Consider the following 19,014-nt stretch of genomic DNA (forward strand, 5'->3'; position numbering starts at 1 on the left):
TAAAATATATATAATAAATAGGAGGACGTAAGAAATGACAAGTAAAAAACTCATTCATATTTGTTTTATTATCGCTGCTATTTTTCTATTTCTATTTCTTGCTCCATTCGCAATATTTTTCATTGCTCCACCTCATCCTAGTATCGTCATTTTATAAGAACCGATTGAATCGGTTCTTTTTATGTTAGGAATCAGCCATCCGCCAATATTTAACAGATTGATCCAATTGCCTATCAGCTCAATATGAAAAAATGATTCAGTTGAACCGCTATTACCGCAAAGCCTCTCTTCTTGAATAGATAAAGCAGATTGGATAGTAGTGTCATCAATAAGAAATACTGGCCGTGTCTTGTATGGATATAAGGTGTTTGGCTTGTCATAAACAGTGGCAATAAGCAGCCAATAACTAAAATGATATCTGATAAGAATAGCGATGCAGTCAATAATTTAAAATGAATGTTTTTAATTTTAAGCTCCTGTCCATAGATTTTATCGATCATAGTATACACTCCTTATATTCTTATCATATAGAAGAAGTGGGACATAATGATGTCCCATTAATGATGATATAATAAAAACAGAAAGAGGGGCGGAGGCATGAAAAGAGAGAATAAGTATAATCGTATATTAGATATATTCTATAGAGCATTTAAAGGGGAAGAGTTTACCGCAAAACAGCTTTCTTTAAAGTATAATATGTCTACAAAATCAATAAAAAGAGATATAAGCTTTATTCGAAATTTCTTGGCTGAAAACAGGGAACAGGTAGGAAATGCAGAACTTGTATATAATCGTCGAAAGAAAGCTTATTCATTGGTTTTTGATCATTTTCTTTTATCAAAAGAACTGATGTCCATTGTAAAAGTGCTCATTGGGACAAGAGCGTTCAGTAAGAATGAGCTAGAAGAGATTATTCGTAAACTGAAGGGTATGACATCCTATGAAGATAGAGGAAAAATGAATGATCTTATATCCAATGAAATGTATCATTATAAGCAAGTTGTTCATCATTCAAAAAGTGTGATTGATAATATCTGGCAGCTTGTTCACATTATTGAAAACAAACATGAAATGACGATCAGCTACTTTAAACAGAATGGAGAAGAAGTCGAAAGACGTATTCGTCCATTATCCATTGTTTTTTCTGAATATTATTTCTATTTGATTGCCTATGATATTCATCATGATGATGTGCCTCACCATTATCGTGTAGATCGTATTGTCGACATGGTAGAACATCGAAAAAGTTTTAATGCATCCTTTGATGAAGGAGAACTAAAAAGCAAAATTCAGTATATGTATCCTGGTGTTTCTAGACATATTAAATTTTCTTTTTGTGGAGATAGTGTTCAGGCTATCTTAGATAAGATTCCTACTGCTTGTATTGTAGAGAAGAAGGGAAAATCTTATATTATTGAAGCGGATGTCTACGGCAAGGGGGTTAATATGTTCTTGCTGTCTCAAGGATCATGGGTGAAGGTGCTTGAGCCTCAGGAATATGTAGAAGAGATGAGAGAAGAGATTAAGAAGATGATGGCACAGTATGAATAAAAGAACCAATCTACTCGATTGGTTCTTTTCCGTTCTGTATTCTTTTTAGATTCTGAATATATCTTTCGCGATTAAATGGTTTTCCTGTCTTGATAATTGCGAAAGATTCAACCGCAATCGCAACTGCGATTTTCTTTTTGGCATCTTTTGAAGAATAGCCATTGTTTAAAAGGAGCTGATAAGTTTCTTGTGTTTCGATTGGATTTCTTGTCTGAATCTGTTCTTCAACTCCATCTATCATAGATTCTAGCATTGTATCAGTAATCTTCATGTGTAACCTCGTTCTTTTTTATTTCTTCTAAGAAGTATGTAGCTTCCATATCGGCAGTGCTTAAGGCGAAAGCTATTGGAAACATTTCAAAAGCTTTTCCTACATTGTTGACGGGATCAGATCCTGAAAAGCCCATATGATAACGGATCGCAAAGGCTTCTTCTCTTGATAAGCGCATATAGCCACTGATCATATAGACACTCTTTTCTCCATGACCATAAGGAAGCTGATCATCAACTGTGTAGTAAGGGACTTGTACCCATTGACCATCGACTTTCTTGTTTCTTTGTTCTGTCTTGTAGAAGTCAATTTTACAGACATCATGAAGAAGAGCTACAATCGCAATTGTTTCATCGCTTGCTTTAACTTCATAGATGTTATTGACACGTGGTCTTGCAAGATAGTCTTTTAGACAGTCGTAGACCTGAAGACTGTGTTCACATAGTCCACCTTCATAGCTACCGTGAAAACGAGTGCTTGCAGGTGCAGTGAAAAAGTCACTGTGATTTTCTAGGTAAGAAAGAAAACGATCTGCGCCATTGCGCGTAATGTATTTTTTATAAAGTGCAATAAAACGTTTTTTATTCGCTTCTATATCCATATTGTTCACATCCTTGCGCTTATTATAACATTTTTTATAGAAGTCGTGTATAATATCAGCGGGTGATATTTATGGCAAAGAAAAAAGCAGTAAAAACAAATGCCTTGAGACTTCTTGATCGTGATCATGTTTCTTATCGTGTAGAAGAATATGATTATGATGAAGAACATCTCTCAGGTGAACATATTATTGATCAAGTAAGCTTAAATGGAGAAGATATCTATAAGACGTTGGTATTGCAGTCAGATGATGATCGTTCTTATCTTGTTTGTTGCATTCCAGTATTGGAAAATATTGATTTAAAGAAGCTTGCTAAACTTTCAGGACATAAGAAAGTAGAAATGATTCATATGAAGGATCTTCTTAATGTGACTGGATATATTCGTGGTGGATGTTCTCCTGTTGGTATGAAAAAACAGTATCCAACATATTTTGATGAGTCTATTTTACGAGATCGAGAAATCGCGCTTAGCGCCGGTAAGAGGGGCTATCAGATGATTGTTAATGCGAATGATATCGTAAAATATACAAATGCAAAAGTGGGACCAGTATTGAAGTAGCTCCTAATTTTAGTTTTTTCAACACTTGATATTATAAATATATGATTCTATAATGAAATCTATAAGAAAATTAAGACTATAATTGAATCAATAGGAAAAAGGATGGTATTAAAACTATGAACGTATTATTAGCCGGAGGAGCCGGGTATATCGGTTCTCATACAGCTGTTACTTTAATTGAAGCAGGTCATAATGTTGTGATTGTGGATAATTATGATAACAGTTGTGAAGAAGCAGTAAGAAGAGTTGAAGAGCTTACTCATTCCACTATTAAGCATTATGAAGCTGATGTAAAAGATCATGATGCATTAGATCGCATTTTTAAAGAAAATGATATCGATTGTGTCATTCATTTTGCAGGATTAAAGGCAGTAGGTGAATCTGTAGAAAAACCTGTTGCTTATTACAGAAATAATGTTGATACTACATTGACATTACTTGAAACTATGAAAGAAAACAATGTTAAGAACATTGTCTTCTCATCAAGCGCCACTGTATACGGTGCTGAAAATGCCTCACCACTTAATGAAACTATGAAAAAGGGAACATGTACTAACCCATATGGATGGACAAAATGGATGATGGAACAGATTTTAGAAGATGCAGCTAAAGCTGATGATGAATTATCTGTTGTTATCTTGAGATATTTCAACCCAATTGGTGCACATCCATCAGGCAGAATTGGTGAAGATCCTCAGGGTATTCCTAATAACCTTATGCCTTATGTTTCACAGACAGCTGTTGGAAAGAGAGATCATTTAACTATCTTCGGTGATGATTATGATACACCAGATGGTACATGTCTAAGAGATTATATTCATGTTATGGATTTAGCTGAAGGTCATGTAAAGGCTGTTGAATATGCGTTAACAAGAAAAGGTACAGATATTATTAACTTAGGTACAGGTACACCATATTCAGTATTGGATATTGTTCATGCATTTGAAAAAGCAAATGATTTAACTTTAAAATATGAAATTGGTCCACGTCGTGCAGGGGATTTAGCAGTATGTTACTCTAATGCTGATAAGGCTGCTGAAATTCTTGGATGGACTGCCAAGAGAAATCTTGAAGATATGTGTAGAGACTCTTGGAATTGGCAAAAGAATAATCCTAATGGATACAAGAAATAGTGGTGAATATTCATCACTATTTTTTTAAAATTTAATAAATAAAAATTATTTTGAAAAAGAAATAGTATGATGTTTTCATAGTATTTTTCTATATAATAACGTTATGAAAACACAATGAAACCGATTTCTATTTATTTGGTAAAGGAAGTTTGTTATAATATCTCTAGAGGTGACACAAATGGATTATAGAGAAAATTATGAAAAATGGTTAAGCTTTGATGGACTTGATGAATCTTTAAGAACAGAACTTAAAGGTATGGATGAAGCAACTAAAGAAGATGCATTCTATAAGAATATTGAATTCGGTACTGCCGGAATGCGTGGTCTATTAGGTGCTGGTACTAACAGAATGAATATCTACATGATCAGAAAAGCAAATGTAGGTTATGCAAAATGGATCCTTGAACAGCCAAATGGTGCTGAAAGAGGTGTAGCAATTTCTTATGATAATAGACATATGTCTTATATCTTTGCTAATGAATCTGCTAAGGTTTTAGCTGGATTTGGTATTAAAACTTATATTATGGAATCATTGAGACCAACTCCTGAATTATCGTTTGCGGTAAGACATTTAGGATGTGCTGGTGGTATCATGATTACTGCTTCTCATAACCCTGCAGAATATAATGGATATAAAGTATATGATGATACTGGATGTCAGTTGATTCCTGAATGGGCTGATCAGGTAACTAAGTACGTTGAAGAAGTTGAAGATGAATTAGCTGTCAAGGTACCTAGCAGTGATGAAGCTTATGATTATATTAACTGGGTTGGAGAAGAAATTGATGAAGCTTATTATGAAGCAGTTAAGGGTTGTGAAATTAATCCTGGCTTAGATAAGTCTGATTTCAAGATTGTTTATTCTCCTCAGCATGGTGCTGATAACTGGCCAGTTAGAACTGTATTAAAAGATTTAGGATATGATATTGTACCTGTATTATCACAGTGTGCTCCTGATCCTGATTATTCTAATACAAAATCACCTAACCCTGAAGTTGAATCATCTTATGATGAATCAATTAAACTTGCTAAAAAGGTAGATGCTGATGTAATCGCAATTACTGATCCAGATGGCGATAGACTTGGTGTTGTTGCTAAACATAATGGTGAATATGTACTTATGTCTGGTAACCAGAGTGCAGCTGTTTATCTTGAATATATTCTTTCTCAGTTAAAAGAAAAAGGAAAACTTCCTGATAATGCAGTTATGTACAATACAATCGTTACTTCTGATTTAGGTGAACTTGTTGCTAGAAGCTATGGTGTAGATGTTGAAAAGACATTAACTGGATTTAAGTTTATCGGTGATAAGATCAGAAAATATGAAAAGACTGGTGAAAAACAGTTTATCTTTGGTTATGAAGAATCATATGGTTGTGTAGTTAAAGATTTTGTTAGAGATAAAGATGCTGTACAGGCTGTATTATTGGCTGCAGAATGTGGAAACTACTATAAGAAGCAGGGCAAGGATCTTATTGATGTATTAAATGATTTATATGCTAAACATGGTACATTTAAAGAATCACAGATCGCACTTGCTAAAGCTGGTGTTGAAGGTGCCAAGAGAATTGCTGAAATTATGGATAATCTTCGTAAAGATGCCCCAACTGATATTGCTGGAGTAAAAGTTACTTTAGCTGAAGATTATGCTAACAGCACACGCAGTGATGGAACTACAATTGATCTTCCAAAGTCTAATGTATTAAAATATTATCTAGAAGATGGAAGCTGGATTGCTGCTAGACCATCTGGTACTGAACCAAAATGTAAATTCTACTTCTCTATTAAGGGAACAGATGCAAATGATGCCTCTCTAAAGACTGAGAAGTTCCAGAAGGCAATGATGGAAATTATTGGTGAATAATAAAGAGTCAACATTTGTTGACTCTTTTATAAACGGAGTGCTTTATGAAAAATATAAAGACAGTACAGACTTTGATGGATATTCTTCCACAGACTTGGCTGGCGCTAGCTATCATTGCGATATTCTTCTTTGTAACTGGCAATAAGTTCAGTGCATATATTATCATTTGTGCAATAGCATTAATGGTTGTAACTTATATTATATTATCATTATTCTATTGGCGTTGTCCTCATTGCCAGCAATATCTTCCATTAAAACATGCCGGCAAGATCTCGCACTGTCCTCATTGTCATAAGCCAATTAAATAAAAAAACTGTGACGAAATGTCACAGTTTTTTTGTTTAGCTTCTTCTTGAAATGGAGCGTCTAAGTAAAGCAATATCTACCCATCTTGTTGAGAAACTAAATGACTTTTGTGCGTAGACAAATGTCATTTCTCTACGATTGTTTAAGTCAACTTTCTTCATCTTACGATAATCTACAAGAAGACGTCCAATCAATATATTCTTCTTTCCAACTAATACAATATTGGCAATCTGGAAGGCGTATAGAAGTGATGCTAGAGCTACGGTACTAATACCATTAAGATACAAGTTTGAGCCATTTAAGGCACTATGAATACCGAAAGCTGCGCCGCCGATTACGAGAAGAATATATAAGATTGTAATAATGATATAGAATGCTTTACCAGCAGTTGTAAGACATATTTTAAGTGAATGATCTTTCCTTTTTGCTTTAATCATTGTTACGAGAACATTGATAATCATGTATGTAAAATATGCCGTTACAATAACCATTAATGTTGCTAAAACTGGATAAAAAGTTCTCATTGGTTGACTCCTTTCCGCTATATATAATTATATATCGAAGTCATTTAAACATCAATTGTGAATTGTTTAATAACACGCTTAGTTGATGCTGTTAGAGAAGCTTTTGTAACTTTAGTAGAAGATTTATTCAAGATATGCTTTTTCGCAAGTTCATCATTGTAATCTTTTACTTTGTAGATTTTCATATTTGAAATATCATTGATTACCCCAGAAGAAATACCGCTTGCTTCAATATGAGTAAAGAGTGGTATCCATTCAACATTGCTGATGCTCTTTACATTATTCTTCTTAGTAAACTTGCAAGACAGCATTCCACCAAGAAGACGAGCTTCAGTTGTCTGGGCTGACATAAAGTTACCTAGTGAATAAGCAACTAATGTCTTATGACCAGCAGCACTTGTAAGCCACTGCATCTTCTGAATGACATGAGGATGTGTTCCTATTACCACATCAGCTCCTGCCTGATTAAATATTTTTGCATAAGTATCTTGAAGTACATTGGTTGTTGAAGTATATTCAATACCCCAATGGGCACTTACAATGACGAAGTCCGCATTAGCTTTAGCTGTCGCAATTTCTTTTTTGATTAATGCGGTATCGAACAATTTAACATTATAACGGTTAGTACTTGATCTGTTTGTACCAAATGTGTAAGAAAGGAAGGCAAATTTCAATCCGTTCTTTTCAATATAGTTGATTGTGTCATAGTCGCTCTTATTAGTTGCAATACCTAATAACATCATTTTCTTTTGTGCCTTAAATAAGGAAATCATATGAGCAACACCAGATGCACCTTGATCTAATGTATGGTTGGTATTGGCATTGACTACATCTACTCCTAAGCTAGATAAAGAGTTCATCATCGTATCAGGGGTATTGAATTTTGGATATCCTGACGGAGTACCGCCACCCATGATTGTTTCCTGATTAATAAATGATAGATCCGCATTCTTTAAATCAGACTGAATAGGGGAATAGATGCTAGAAAAGTCATATTCATTTGGAGAACCGGCCATCTTATTGGCATATTTATAGGCACTCTCATGAACGACATTGTCACCCACAGCCTTAAAGTTAACTTCAAACGATGGTGCAGCTGGGGTTTTCTTTTTAACAGTCTTCTTCTTAACTGTAGTTGTTACACTAGGTTTATCCTGAAGTACTGAAACAATTGGTTTTACAATAAAGCTATTAATACTAAACAGGAATACAAATATTGCTGCTAAAAAGATTGTAAGATGTTTATAGTTAAGTCGTTTGGCATAGAATGCGAGCTTTCTCATCCTTCTATGTCTACGTTTTGCACGAGCACGCTTGCGCATAATACGTTCACGTTCTCTACGCGTCATTTTTCTTCTTTTCTGGTTCATCAAAAAACTCCTTCATAAGATGTTTCATAATATCTTAATATATAATAACACAGGGTCTTAAAAAAAGATTGTATAAAGTCGTAAAAAAGATTAATTTTTCTTTTGATTTTAAGGTGTATTTTATTAAAAATAAGAGGATTGAGTTAATCAATCCTCTTATTTTTTAAATAATACTCTTAAATCATTAGGAATACGTGATTCAATTTCTACTTGTTCACGAGTAAGTGGATGAGTGAAACTGATCTTGAAGGCATGCAGTGCCTGACGTGGAACAAGGTGATCAAGTTCGTTGAGTTCCTTGCTGTAAAGTGGATCTCCAATAAGAGGATGTCCAATGTTAGCTAAGTGAACACGAATCTGATGACGTCTTCCAGTTAAAAGATGACATTGTACTAATGCATAATCATCGTAGTTATGAATGCATTTATATTGAGTAACTGCTTTTACACCTGAAGAAGAGACACGCATCTTGTTGCTATGACGGTTACGCGCAATTTTTTGAGTGATGGTATAAGTCTTCTTATTAGGAAATCTCCCTTTAACAAAGGCCATATACTGTCTTTCAATCTTCTTTTCAGCGAGCTGATGATCAAAGTATGGCTGAAATAATGCGCTTTTGACATAGATGACAAGCCCACTTGTATCATCATCTAGACGATGAATGTAGCGTACTGGAACATTTAATTTATGTTCCTTATAGTAGCGGCTGACATAATGAGAAAGAGAATGTGTATCCTCTTTAGATGATGGATAAACAGGAAGTCCTGCTGGTTTATCTACTACAAGAACGAGATCATCTTCATAAAGGACATCTAGATCTCCTTTAACTGGAGGATACATGCCATCATCATCTTCATAGGCTCTGATTAAAAGAACATCTCCAGTATGCAATGTGGCATCTCTGACATATTCTTTATTTAATGTATAGGCTTTATCCTGATGAAGAAGATGAACAGCTTTCTTTGAAAAACAAAAGTCCTTAAAGAAATCGCTTAATAGTTTTCCATTATAGTTTTCATCAATGACAATACGAAGATTGTTCTTTATTTTTCTAAATTTCATGGTCTATAGACAGTGATACGTAAATCAATGGTTACATCCAGTCCTTGGAGTGTATCCAATACGGATCTTTTCTCTTTCTTAATATGGTAGTAGTGCGGTGTCATCTTTAATAGGTTTAATGCATCTTCTCTTTTAGGAATAGAAATTGTTTTCTTGAAGTCGTAGCTTTCTAGTACTTCAAAAGGAAGACGGATAAACTTATCTGATTTGACTTTAACTTCATCATAAATCAAATGTTTGATTTCAATAAGATGACCACGGTTGGCTGTTACATGGATCATGTAGCCATCTTCTTTTAATGTTCTAACAATTTCATCCTTGTTTACAACAGTAAATAAGGCGGTGATGACATCCAATGAATGATCATTGATAGGAATGTTCTTAGAATTACCGACAATCCAATGAATATCCTTATCATAACGTGTTGCCATATTGATAGCTTCTTTAGAAATATCTAATCCATAGTAAGTATGGTCATTACCGAGAAGCTGTTTCATACGATATGTGTAGTAGCCTTCTCCACATCCTAGATCAAGTATTTCCATATGTTCTTTCTGATGTGCCTTGATGTAATTGACAACTTCATTAAGAATTGGATCATAGTGTCCAGTGTTGAGGTAGGCCTTTCTAGCAATAAGTGATTCTTTTGAATCACCGGGGTTGTTTTTTGATTTATCAGGATTTAACAATAAATTGATATATCCTCTTTTGGAGATATCATAGCTATGATGATCTTCACATTTATAAGTCTTGCCATCAAGCATAAGTGGCTTATGGCATTTTGGACATGCTAACTGGTTCATAATACACCTCTTTTCATCCGCATTATATCATGTTTTAATTTGTTTTCAAATGAAGTATAATAGTGAACGAGACGGAGGGTGGAAAATGAAGATTATTAGAGATTATCGTATCGATTATGAATTGCTTTTCACTCAGCAGTATCGTTCTTTTCAGGTGATCTATGGTCAATATCTTGAAGAGAAGGATGTGTTTGTCAAGAAGTCATTGCTGAAGCTGTTATTGGTAAAATGTGATGAACTTATTGCATGTATTGATAAGGGGGCAGAAGAAGATCGAGAAGAGATACTTCTGCATCGTAAAAATATTTTAAAAGAATTGAAAGGGCTAAATAATGAAAATATATAATACAAAAATAAAAGATATTATTCTTAACATTATTGAGCAGCATACACAGTTGATTCTTTGGGAAAAAGAGCGTTTTGAAGAAGTGATTAATGAATATTCTGTTCATTATTGTGAAGAATGCTATCTAATAAATAAAGCAATTGAGATAGGACTATTTGAGGTACTATTGCTAAATAGACATATTCCTTATGAAGAACATATTGAGATGTTAAAGATCACTGAAGATCTTAAGGAAGAAGAAGCATTATTCATGATTTCTATCATGGATCGTGTCATCAAAGAAAACGAGTGGTTTATTCAGGTTGTCAATATTGAAGAAGCAACTAAAAAAGCCTTGGAAGAATGTCGAGCAAGAGATCTTCATGTGATAGCACTAGCTTATTATGATGGGCTAGGAACACAGCAGGATTATGAGAAGGCTTATAATCTATTCCTTAAGGCAAGTGAGTATGGTGATGATAAGGCCTACTATTATTTAGGATATATGAACGCCAATGGACTTGGTGTAGAAACAAATAGAGAACAGGCTCTTGCTTTCTATAAAGAAGGCGCTAAGCTTGGTCTTTCTGATTGTCAGTATGTTTATGCACATATGACAAAAGATATTGATCTTCATGAAAGTGAAGATCCACGTGCACTTTATGAAGTAGGAATGCAGGATTATCAAAAAGGAAATTTCAAGGAAGCTTTTGCAAGTTTTAAGAAAGGGTCCTTGATGTATGATGCAAAGTGTCTTTATATGCTAGGAGAACTTTGTTTAGCTGAAGAGAAAGTAGATGATGGTATCAGATATTTATCTTATGCCTACTACTTATTTGATAAAGAGGCAGCCTATTCTTTAGGAATGCTTTTCATGGAAGGTGATTTTGTGGAAAGAAATATTACGAAGGGCGTACGTTTTCTTCGTCAGGCTGAAGAATGGGGACATGATGGTGCAAGTGAACTACTAGAAAAATTAAGAGGGAAACAAGATGAAGATTTATAAAAAAGGTGCAGATGCATCTTATACATTGGGAGTATTTCCAACTATAGAACTATTGAAGAATCAGCCTGATCTCGTTAAAAGAGTGGTTGTACATTCTTCTATTGAAAAGAATAAAGGATATCCTTTAATTAAGGAATTATGTGAAAAGCATCATATTGCTATTGATGTACATGATGCAACAATCAAGAAGCTTTCTCCTAAAGGGAACTGCTATGCTATTGGGGTATTTCATGTCTATGAAAAGAATCTAGAAGAAGGCAATCATGTGGTCCTTGTCAATCCAATGGATATGGGAAATATGGGGACAATCATGAGAACAATGCTAGGTTTTGGTATTAAGGATTTAGCAATCGTCAGACCGGCGGTTGATATTTATGATCCTAAGGTTGTAAGAGCCTCAATGGGAGCTATTTTCTCTTTAAGAGTGAAGTATTATGAGTCTTTTGAGGATTATCATAATGAATATGGTCATCATGAAATCTATCCATTTATGTTAAAGGGTGCAAAGAATATTCATAAAGTTAAGCCAACTGGAAATTATTCATTGATCTTTGGCAATGAAAGCAGTGGACTTGATGACAGCTTCTTAAACTATGGACAAAGTGTATTTATTCCTCATACTGAATTAATTGATTCATTGAATCTATCACAGTCATTAGGAATAGGGTTATATCATTTCACGTCAGCACAATTTGAAAATAAAGAGGTACTAAGATAATATGTACGATTTTGATACAGTCATTTCACGAAGACATACCGACAGCATGAAATGGGATGGCGGTCACAATAAAGATGAAGATATGATCAAGATGTGGGTCGCTGATATGGACTTTAAGGTGTTGCCAGATATCACAAAAGTACTTCATGAAAAGATTGAAGAAGGAATCTACGGATATAGTATGGTTCCTGAATCTTACTATGAAGCAGTTGGTAACTGGATGAAAAGAAGACATGATTTTCATGTAGAAAAAGAGTGGATGGTTTTAACAAGCGGAGTTGTTAATGCAATCAACTTGGCAGTAAGAGCCTATTCAGATATTGATGATCATATCATGATCTTAACACCGGTCTATTATCCATTTAAGAATGCTATTGTAAACAATAAAAGAAAGGCAGTAAGCCTTTCTCTTGATTTTAAAGAAGATCACTATGAATTAGATTTTGATTTATTTGAAAAGAAGATTATAGAAGAAAATGTAAAGATGCTGATATTCTGTAATCCTCATAATCCAGTAGGGAAAGTCTGGACAAAGGAAGAGCTGTTAAAGATTGGAGAAATCTGTCTTAAACATCATGTCATTGTTGTTAGTGATGAAATACATATGGACTTTGTCTATGGAGAAAGAAAGCATATTCCTTTCTATGAAGCAGATCCACGTTTTAAAGATATCAGCATTGTGGCCACTGCTGCCTCTAAGACTTTTAATCTTGCAGGACTTCAGACAAGTACGATTTTTATTGCCAACAAGCAGTTAAGAGAGCTATTCAAGAAAGAACAGCTTGCAACAGGAATGTTTACGCCTAATGTCTTAGGCTTGATTGCTACGATGACAGCCTATGAAAAAGGTGATAATTGGGTTGATGAGATGCTTTCTTATGTAGAAGGTAATATCAACTATATGGAATCATTTTTAAAGAAGAATCTACCTGAAGTAAAGATGATCAGACCTGAAGGTTTATATCTAGTATGGGTGGACTTTAGAAATTGGCATATGAGCGGCAAGGAACTAGAACGTTTTATGTTAAAAGAAGCTAAGCTCTGGCTTGATGAAGGCTATATTTTTGGTGAAGAAGGAGAAGGCTTTGAACGATTTAATTTGGCTTGTCCTAGAGCAATATTAGAAAAAGCATTGAATCGTATAACTGTTAGCGTTTCCAAATAATAAAATTTAGTGATATCACTTTCAAATTTAAATAAAAAAGTGTATGATGATTCTAGAAAAAGAAAAAGGAGAGATTAGAAAATGGGATTAGTATCCGCAAAAGAAATGATCGATAAGGCCTTAGAAGGTCATTATGCAATTGCTCAGTTCAACATCAATAACTTAGAATGGACTAAAGCAATCTTATTAGAATGTGAAGAGTTAAAAGCTCCTGTAATCTTAGGTGTATCTGAAGGTGCAGCTAAGTACATGACTGGTTTCAAAACAGTTGCTGCTATGGTAAATGCAATGGTTGAAGCTTTAAACATCACTGTACCAGTAGCTTTACACTTGGATCATGGATCATATGAAGGAGCAAAAGCTGCATTAGAAGCTGGTTTCTCTTCAATCATGTTCGATGGTTCTCATTATGATATCGATGAAAACATCGCTAAAACAAAAGAAATGGTTGAATTATGTCATTCAAAAGGTGTTTCTCTTGAAGCAGAAGTTGGTGGCATCGGTGGAGAAGAAGACGGTGTCGTTTCAACTGGTGAATGTGCAGATCCAAAAGAATGTGCTTCAGTTGCTGCATTAGGTGTAGACTTCTTAGCATGTGGTATCGGTAACATCCATGGTAAATATCCTTCAAATTGGGAAGGTTTACAGTTTGATGTATTAGGTAACATCAAAGAAGCTATCGGACCTAAGATGCCTATGGTATTACATGGTGGTTCTGGTATCCCTGATGAACAGGTTAAGAAAGCAATTTCTTTAGGTGTATCTAAAGTTAACGTAAATACTGAATTACAGTTAGTATTTGCTGCAGCTACTAGAAAATACATCGAAGAAGGTAAAGATCAGCAGGGTAAAGGTTACGATCCTCGTAAATTACTTAACCCAGGTTTCGAAGCTATCAGAGCTGGTGTTAAAGACAGACTTGAATGCTTCGGTTCAATCGGTAAAGCATAATAATTTATCGTGTATACTAAAGAGCAGGCTTAAGGGCTTGCTCTTTTTTTAAAAATTTTATCATAATATTTGAATTCCTATAAACCTTGGTTTATTATAGGTTTATAAAGGAGGTGGCACATATGATGGTATCTACAAAAGGAAGATATGCTTTACGTGTAATGATTGATCTAGCAGAACATGATCAAGCAAAGTATATTCCTTTAAAAGAGATTGCCAATAGACAGAATATTTCAGAAAAGTATCTGGAAAGCATCGTTAAGTCGTTAACCAGAGAACACTTTATCGAAGGATTACGTGGTAAAGGTGGAGGATATCGTTTAACACAGGATGCATCCTGTTATACCGTTGCCGACGTTCTTAAGATTACAGAAGGTTCACTCGCACCAATCTCTTGCTTGCAGGATGAAAGCAATCAGTGCAATAGAGCGGTGTCTTGTCAGACATTGCCAATGTGGGAAGGACTTTATAAAGTTGTAGAGGAGTGCCTTTCAAGCATAACAATAGCAGATTTGGCAAATACTGGAGAAAGTGCAGATCAATATATTATTTAATTAAAAGGAGATTATTATGGCCCATATTTACACTAGTGCTGATCAGTTGATTGGACATACACCATTATTAGAATTAACAAGAATTGAAAAATCATTAAATCTTAAAGCAAAACTTTTAGCAAAGCTTGAATACTTTAATCCCGCTGGAAGCGTAAAGGATCGTATTGCTAAAAAGATGCTGGATGATGCTGAAAAAGAAGGAAAAATCAATAAAGATACAGTTATCATTGAACCAACTTCAGGAAATACAGGTATTGGATTAGCTTCAGTTGCAGCAGCAAGAGGATATCATGTCGTTATTGTAATGCCTGAAACAATGTCAGTAGAACGTCGTGCTTTAATGAAAGCATACGGTGCTGAATTAGTATTGTCACCAGGAGCAACTGGAATGACTGGTGCTATTCAGAAAGCAAATGAATTAGCAAAAGAAAATCCAAATAGCTTTATTCCATCACAGTTCAGCAATCCATCTAACCCAAAAGCTCATTATGAAACAACTGGACCTGAAATCTGGGAAGATACTGATGGAGCAGTTGACGTATTTGTTGCAGGAGTAGGTACAGGAGGAACTTTAACTGGTACAGGTACTTATTTAAAAGAAAAGAATAAGGATATCAAGATTATTGGTGTTGAACCAGCTACTTCTCCAGTATTGACAACTGGAAAAGGTGGTCCTCATAAGATTCAGGGAATCGGTGCAGGATTTGTACCTGATGTATTAAATCAGGATATCTATGATGAAGTAATCACTGTTGAGAACGATGATGCCTTCACATACGGTAAACTTGTTGGACAAAAAGAAGGTGTCCTTGTAGGAATCTCTTCTGGTGCTGCATTAAAAGCTGCAATTGAACTTGCTAAAAGAGAAGAATATGAAGGAAAGAACATCGTTGTCTTGTTCCCTGATACAGGAGATCGTTATCTTTCTACACCATTATTTGATAAATAAAAGAAGAAGCTGATCTGACAAAGTGATTACTCACTTTGCTAGATCAGCTTTTATTATTTACCAAGATATTCTTTTAAATCAGCAATAGCCTGTCTCATTCTCTTTAAAGATTCCTCTTTACCGATAATATGAGCAATTTCTACAGCTCCACCAGGAGTGAATGACTTGTTAGATAAAGCGACACGGATTGGCCACATGATACGACCGTTCTTTAATTCATGTTCTTTAGCTAAGTCCATCATCATATGCATTAATCCATCATCATCAGTGTAATCTTCCCAAGCTTCCATAGCAGGTAAAGATAATTCAAGCGCTTCTAATGAGTTTTCTGGATTAGTTTTCATCTTCTTATGTGTGTAGATATCAGCATCGAATGGTAATTCTCCATTGATGAAATCAACCATTTCAGGAATATCAGCTAAACGTTCAACACGTGGCTGTAAAGCTTTTGTGATTTCTAATAGATCAACATCAAGCTTGATATCTTTATAGTATGGTTTAGCAAGTTCATGGAATTCTTCTACTGACATATTTCTGATGTAGACACCATTCATCCATTTTAACTTGTTGATATCAAAGATTGCTGGTGCTTTAGAAATATGCTTGATATCAAATTCTTCTTTTAACTGTTCTAATGAAAGAACTTCTTCATCCTTAGGAGACCATCCAAGTAATGCAATGTAGTTAAGGATAGCTTCAGTTAAATATCCCTGAGCTCTTAAATCCTGGAATGATGCATCACCGTTTCTCTTAGATAACTTATGTTTTTCATCTTTCATAACCGGTGGAAGATGGATATAAGTTGGTCTTTCCCAATTAAATGCATCATATAATAGATTGTATTTAGGAGTAGACGCTAAATATTCATTTCCTCTTACTACCACATTGATGTTCATAAGATGATCATCGACAACGTTGGCAAAGTTGTAAGTTGGGAACTTGTCAGTCTTGATTAAGACTGAATCATCTAAAGTGTTGCATGGCACTTCAATATGACCGTAGATTTCATCATCGAAATCAGCAGTTCCAGTTTCAGGGATTGTCTGTCTGATTGTATAAGGATCACCATTATCCAAATGTTCCTGAATCTGTTCTGGATCAAGGTAACGACATGGATCAATTTCATTTTCTTCTCTGTCTTCCTTAGTACAGAAACAATAATGTGCATGACCGCTTTCGATAAGCTGTTTTGCATATTTTTCATAGATTGGTAATCTCTTTGACTGAATGTATGGTCCTACTTCACCTGGTTTATCAGGACCTTCATCATAATGAAGACCAGTTTCTTCCAATACATTATAGATGATATCAGTTGCTCCTTCGACTTCACGATTCTGATCAGTATCTTCAATACGTAGGATGAAATCACCGTTGTTATGTTTGGCAATCAGATAACAGTATAAAGCTGTTCTTAGGTTTCCGATATGCATGTAGCCAGTGGGACTAGGCGCAAATCTCGTTCTAATTTTTTTCATTTTCCTCTTTACATCTCCCATTATTATGATATAATCGTACATGCGATTGGGGTATAGCCAAGTGGTAAGGCAACGGACTCTGAATCCGTCATTCCGCTGGTTCGAATCCAGCTACCCCAGCCATATTTAATACGAAGTAAGCGAAGCTTACTTTTTTTATTGCCTTTAGATTGGCAAAAAAAAATATGGTAGTCCGTAGGGGGTTCGAACCCCTGAATGCTTGGATGAGAACCAAGTGTGTTGACCACTTCACCAACGGACCATCACATTGCGGTATTAGTATAACACAATTTGTTGTGAAGTAAACAACTGAAAGGTAATTTTTCTATTTTTTAGCTGTGACTTCACTTTCAAAGTCTGATACTTCACATTTAAGATAAGATTATGTATAATCATGGTGTGTAAAAAGATGAGAAATAAGAGAGGATATAAATATGGCACAAGAAGTCATTGCAATTGAAGGTGGACATCCTTTAAGAGGAACTGTGAGAATTTCTGGCGCTAAGAATGCGACAGTTGCACTTATTCCTGCTATTGTATTAGCGGATTCACCTGTTGAGATATATGGAGTACCAAACATTTCAGATGTAGATGCTTTGGCAGTTCTTTTAAAAGAGCTTGACTGTGAAGTTAAGAAAGAAGGAGATACTTTAAAGGTAGATCCTAGTCATATGAATAATACCCCACTTACTAGTGAGGCTGTAGATAAATTAAGAGCATCATATTATTTTATGGGTGCTTTACTTGGTAAATATGGAGAAGTTACAATACGCATGCCAGGTGGGTGCTATTTAGGACCACGTCCTATTGATCTTCATCTTAAGGGGTTTGAAGCACTTGGTGCAACAATTACTTATAATGAAGAAGAAGGCACTTATCATTTAAAGGCTGATCATTTAAAGGGCGCAGAAATCTATCTTGATTTTGCTTCAGTAGGAGCAACTATCAATATTCTTCTAGCGGCTGTTAGAGCTGATGGAAAGACAATAATCAATAATGCGGCCCGTGAACCTGAAATCATTGATGTGGCTAACCTTCTTACTAAGATGGGAGCACATATCAGAGGTGTAGGTACGGATACTATTATTGTAGAAGGTGTATCAGAAATGCATGGAACAATGCATGAGATTATTCCTGACCGTATTGAAGCTGGTACATTCCTTATTATTGCAGCAGCAATCGGGGAACGTGTCCTTGTTCAAAATGTTATCACTCAGCATCTTGATGCTTTATTATTAAAGTTAAGAGAAATGGGTGTAAGAATGGAAATTGTAGGCGACAGTATTCTTGTCTATGGTGGATTTACAGATTTCAACCCAGTTGAAGTCACTACACAGATCTATCCAGGATATGCAACTGACCTTCAGCAGCCACTTACAACATTGATGACTCAGGCTCATGGTCAATCACATGTCATTGAAACAATCTACAAGGAACGTTTTGGTCACTGTGCACAGCTTAATAAGATGGGCGCTAATATTGAAACAGGAGATGCTTGCTGCTATGTCAATGGTCCAACACCACTTCATGGCGCAAGAGTAGAAGCAACTGACTTAAGATGCGGTGCTGCTCTAGTTGTAGCAGGTCTTATGGCTGAAGGCGTAACTGAAATTACTAATGTCTATCATATTGATAGAGGATATGACAATATCGATCGTAAACTGATTGCTTTAGGTGCTCATGTCTCTAGATATATGGTCGAAGATTAGCCTTTGAAATACAAGTGAATAATGACCTAAATATCGAAAAAAATTGATGAAGAAAATTTTTAAAAAACTATTGTAATTCCCATTTGATAATGGTATTATGTGTTAGCAACTTACTTT

Annotated in this window: 21 protein-coding genes and 2 tRNA genes; 14 read left to right on the forward strand and 9 right to left on the reverse strand. The window is 35.1% G+C overall.

The window, feature by feature from the left end; genetic code table 11:
• Window positions 1-233 precede the first annotated feature (233 nt).
• Window positions 234-500 (reverse strand): hypothetical protein, encoded by a 267-nt coding sequence (locus tag T513_RS0110435; protein ID WP_031590063.1) that lies wholly within the window; start codon window positions 498-500, stop codon window positions 234-236.
• 97 nt (window positions 501-597) lie between these two features.
• On the opposite strand from T513_RS0110435, the gene T513_RS0110440 reads away from it, so the two are divergent.
• Window positions 598-1,551, forward strand: coding sequence for a helix-turn-helix transcriptional regulator (locus tag T513_RS0110440; protein ID WP_031590064.1), 954 nt, complete (start codon window positions 598-600; stop codon window positions 1,549-1,551).
• A gap of 10 nt (window positions 1,552-1,561) precedes the next feature.
• Here T513_RS0110440 and T513_RS0110445 read toward each other — a convergent pair whose 3' ends face one another.
• Both T513_RS0110445 and T513_RS0110450 read right to left on the reverse strand, forming a co-directional pair.
• A complete protein-coding gene (locus tag T513_RS0110445; RefSeq protein WP_029071533.1) occupies window positions 1,562-1,822 on the reverse strand; it encodes a hypothetical protein in 261 nt (86 codons plus the stop codon).
• On the reverse strand, window positions 1,809-2,423 hold the full coding sequence (locus tag T513_RS0110450) for an HD domain-containing protein (protein WP_029071534.1): 615 nt from the start codon (window positions 2,421-2,423) through the stop codon (window positions 1,809-1,811). The genes T513_RS0110445 and T513_RS0110450 overlap by 14 nt, the downstream gene beginning before the upstream one ends.
• Window positions 2,424-2,494: 71 nt before the next feature.
• On the opposite strand from T513_RS0110450, the gene ybaK reads away from it, so the two are divergent.
• The 4 genes from ybaK (at window position 2,495) to T513_RS0110470 (ending at window position 6,288) form a co-directional block, all read left to right on the forward strand.
• Window positions 2,495-2,983, forward strand: coding sequence for a Cys-tRNA(Pro) deacylase (gene ybaK / locus T513_RS0110455; RefSeq protein ID WP_029071535.1), 489 nt, complete (start codon window positions 2,495-2,497; stop codon window positions 2,981-2,983).
• Window positions 2,984-3,099: 116 nt separating this feature from the next.
• Window positions 3,100-4,116: a UDP-glucose 4-epimerase GalE gene (gene galE / locus T513_RS0110460; protein WP_029071536.1), complete on the forward strand. Its 1,017-nt coding sequence runs from the start codon at window positions 3,100-3,102 to the stop codon at window positions 4,114-4,116.
• Between the two features lie 178 nt (window positions 4,117-4,294).
• Window positions 4,295-5,980, forward strand: a complete 1,686-nt coding sequence (locus tag T513_RS0110465; protein WP_029071537.1) for a phospho-sugar mutase — start codon at window positions 4,295-4,297, stop codon at window positions 5,978-5,980.
• Window positions 5,981-6,024: 44 nt separating this feature from the next.
• Complete coding sequence (locus tag T513_RS0110470) at window positions 6,025-6,288, forward strand: hypothetical protein (RefSeq protein ID WP_031590066.1); 264 nt, start codon at window positions 6,025-6,027, stop codon at window positions 6,286-6,288.
• A gap of 33 nt (window positions 6,289-6,321) precedes the next feature.
• Here the strand turns inward: T513_RS0110470 and T513_RS0110475 are convergent, their stop codons facing one another.
• From T513_RS0110475 to T513_RS0110490, 4 genes are all read right to left on the reverse strand, one after another.
• The gene (locus tag T513_RS0110475) at window positions 6,322-6,810 is read right to left on the reverse strand and encodes a hypothetical protein (RefSeq protein WP_031590067.1); all 489 of its coding nucleotides are present in this window, start codon (window positions 6,808-6,810) and stop codon (window positions 6,322-6,324) included.
• 44 nt (window positions 6,811-6,854) lie between these two features.
• Window positions 6,855-8,180 (reverse strand): CapA family protein, encoded by a 1,326-nt coding sequence (locus tag T513_RS0110480; protein WP_051654445.1) that lies wholly within the window; start codon window positions 8,178-8,180, stop codon window positions 6,855-6,857.
• Between the two features lie 156 nt (window positions 8,181-8,336).
• Window positions 8,337-9,242: an RluA family pseudouridine synthase gene (locus T513_RS0110485; protein ID WP_051551218.1), complete on the reverse strand. Its 906-nt coding sequence runs from the start codon at window positions 9,240-9,242 to the stop codon at window positions 8,337-8,339.
• On the reverse strand, window positions 9,239-10,045 hold the full coding sequence (locus T513_RS0110490) for a methyltransferase domain-containing protein (RefSeq protein WP_029071541.1): 807 nt from the start codon (window positions 10,043-10,045) through the stop codon (window positions 9,239-9,241). Before T513_RS0110490 ends, T513_RS0110485 begins: the two co-directional genes overlap by 4 nt.
• Before the next feature lie 85 nt (window positions 10,046-10,130).
• On the opposite strand from T513_RS0110490, the gene T513_RS0110495 reads away from it, so the two are divergent.
• The 7 genes from T513_RS0110495 (at window position 10,131) to cysK (ending at window position 15,713) form a co-directional block, all read left to right on the forward strand.
• Window positions 10,131-10,391: a hypothetical protein gene (locus T513_RS0110495; RefSeq protein ID WP_029071542.1), complete on the forward strand. Its 261-nt coding sequence runs from the start codon at window positions 10,131-10,133 to the stop codon at window positions 10,389-10,391.
• Entirely contained in the window at window positions 10,378-11,376 is a 999-nt protein-coding gene (locus T513_RS0110500) for a tetratricopeptide repeat protein (protein ID WP_031590070.1), read from the forward strand. Before T513_RS0110495 ends, T513_RS0110500 begins: the two co-directional genes overlap by 14 nt.
• Window positions 11,363-12,094, forward strand: a complete 732-nt coding sequence (locus T513_RS0110505; RefSeq protein WP_031590071.1) for a TrmH family RNA methyltransferase — start codon at window positions 11,363-11,365, stop codon at window positions 12,092-12,094. The genes T513_RS0110500 and T513_RS0110505 overlap by 14 nt, the downstream gene beginning before the upstream one ends.
• A gap of 1 nt (window position 12,095) precedes the next feature.
• The gene (locus T513_RS0110510) at window positions 12,096-13,259 is read left to right on the forward strand and encodes a MalY/PatB family protein (protein WP_031590072.1); all 1,164 of its coding nucleotides are present in this window, start codon (window positions 12,096-12,098) and stop codon (window positions 13,257-13,259) included.
• 81 nt (window positions 13,260-13,340) lie between these two features.
• Window positions 13,341-14,210 carry a class II fructose-1,6-bisphosphate aldolase gene (gene fba, locus T513_RS0110515; protein ID WP_029071546.1) on the forward strand — a complete coding sequence of 290 codons (870 nt, stop codon included), beginning with the start codon at window positions 13,341-13,343 and terminating at the stop codon, window positions 14,208-14,210.
• A gap of 122 nt (window positions 14,211-14,332) precedes the next feature.
• On the forward strand, window positions 14,333-14,764 hold the full coding sequence (locus T513_RS0110520) for an RrF2 family transcriptional regulator (protein WP_031590073.1): 432 nt from the start codon (window positions 14,333-14,335) through the stop codon (window positions 14,762-14,764).
• Between the two features lie 16 nt (window positions 14,765-14,780).
• The gene (gene cysK / locus T513_RS0110525) at window positions 14,781-15,713 is read left to right on the forward strand and encodes a cysteine synthase A (protein ID WP_029071548.1); all 933 of its coding nucleotides are present in this window, start codon (window positions 14,781-14,783) and stop codon (window positions 15,711-15,713) included.
• 53 nt (window positions 15,714-15,766) lie between these two features.
• On the opposite strand, the gene gltX is transcribed toward cysK, so the two are convergent.
• Entirely contained in the window at window positions 15,767-17,188 is a 1,422-nt protein-coding gene (gene gltX, locus T513_RS0110530; protein WP_029071549.1) for a glutamate--tRNA ligase, read from the reverse strand.
• 47 nt (window positions 17,189-17,235) lie between these two features.
• Here gltX and T513_RS0110535 point away from each other — a divergent pair.
• A tRNA-Gln gene (locus tag T513_RS0110535) sits at window positions 17,236-17,311 on the forward strand.
• 63 nt (window positions 17,312-17,374) lie between these two features.
• Here the strand turns inward: T513_RS0110535 and T513_RS0110540 are convergent.
• Window positions 17,375-17,450 (reverse strand) — tRNA-Glu (locus tag T513_RS0110540).
• 172 nt (window positions 17,451-17,622) lie between these two features.
• Between T513_RS0110540 and T513_RS0110545 the strand changes: the two genes are divergently transcribed.
• Window positions 17,623-18,897 carry a UDP-N-acetylglucosamine 1-carboxyvinyltransferase gene (locus tag T513_RS0110545; RefSeq protein WP_031590074.1) on the forward strand — a complete coding sequence of 425 codons (1,275 nt, stop codon included), beginning with the start codon at window positions 17,623-17,625 and terminating at the stop codon, window positions 18,895-18,897.
• Window positions 18,898-19,014: the final 117 nt, after the last annotated feature.

This window comes from Kandleria vitulina DSM 20405, assembly GCF_000702065.1.
Lineage (GTDB): Bacteria > Bacillota_I > Bacilli_A > Erysipelotrichales > Coprobacillaceae > Kandleria > Kandleria vitulina.

Coding starts and splice junctions, on each gene's coding strand:
- T513_RS0110490 (WP_029071541.1), bottom strand. CDS start 10,045: ATGAACCAGTTAGCATGTCCAAAATGCCATAAGCCACTTATGCTTGAT.
- T513_RS0110480 (WP_051654445.1), bottom strand. CDS start 8,180: ATGAACCAGAAAAGAAGAAAAATGACGCGTAGAGAACGTGAACGTATT.
- T513_RS0110500 (WP_031590070.1), top strand. CDS start 10,378: ATGAAAATATATAATACAAAAATAAAAGATATTATTCTTAACATTATT.
- T513_RS0110475 (WP_031590067.1), bottom strand. CDS start 6,810: ATGAGAACTTTTTATCCAGTTTTAGCAACATTAATGGTTATTGTAACG.
- cysK (WP_029071548.1), top strand. CDS start 14,781: ATGGCCCATATTTACACTAGTGCTGATCAGTTGATTGGACATACACCA.
- T513_RS0110520 (WP_031590073.1), top strand. CDS start 14,333: ATGATGGTATCTACAAAAGGAAGATATGCTTTACGTGTAATGATTGAT.
- T513_RS0110485 (WP_051551218.1), bottom strand. CDS start 9,242: ATGAAATTTAGAAAAATAAAGAACAATCTTCGTATTGTCATTGATGAA.
- T513_RS0110510 (WP_031590072.1), top strand. CDS start 12,096: ATGTACGATTTTGATACAGTCATTTCACGAAGACATACCGACAGCATG.
- gltX (WP_029071549.1), bottom strand. CDS start 17,188: ATGAAAAAAATTAGAACGAGATTTGCGCCTAGTCCCACTGGCTACATG.
- T513_RS0110495 (WP_029071542.1), top strand. CDS start 10,131: ATGAAGATTATTAGAGATTATCGTATCGATTATGAATTGCTTTTCACT.
- T513_RS0110465 (WP_029071537.1), top strand. CDS start 4,295: ATGGATTATAGAGAAAATTATGAAAAATGGTTAAGCTTTGATGGACTT.
- ybaK (WP_029071535.1), top strand. CDS start 2,495: ATGGCAAAGAAAAAAGCAGTAAAAACAAATGCCTTGAGACTTCTTGAT.
- T513_RS0110445 (WP_029071533.1), bottom strand. CDS start 1,822: ATGAAGATTACTGATACAATGCTAGAATCTATGATAGATGGAGTTGAA.
- T513_RS0110505 (WP_031590071.1), top strand. CDS start 11,363: ATGAAGATTTATAAAAAAGGTGCAGATGCATCTTATACATTGGGAGTA.
- T513_RS0110450 (WP_029071534.1), bottom strand. CDS start 2,423: ATGGATATAGAAGCGAATAAAAAACGTTTTATTGCACTTTATAAAAAA.
- T513_RS0110545 (WP_031590074.1), top strand. CDS start 17,623: ATGGCACAAGAAGTCATTGCAATTGAAGGTGGACATCCTTTAAGAGGA.
- fba (WP_029071546.1), top strand. CDS start 13,341: ATGGGATTAGTATCCGCAAAAGAAATGATCGATAAGGCCTTAGAAGGT.
- T513_RS0110470 (WP_031590066.1), top strand. CDS start 6,025: ATGAAAAATATAAAGACAGTACAGACTTTGATGGATATTCTTCCACAG.
- T513_RS0110440 (WP_031590064.1), top strand. CDS start 598: ATGAAAAGAGAGAATAAGTATAATCGTATATTAGATATATTCTATAGA.
- T513_RS0110435 (WP_031590063.1), bottom strand. CDS start 500: ATGATCGATAAAATCTATGGACAGGAGCTTAAAATTAAAAACATTCAT.
- galE (WP_029071536.1), top strand. CDS start 3,100: ATGAACGTATTATTAGCCGGAGGAGCCGGGTATATCGGTTCTCATACA.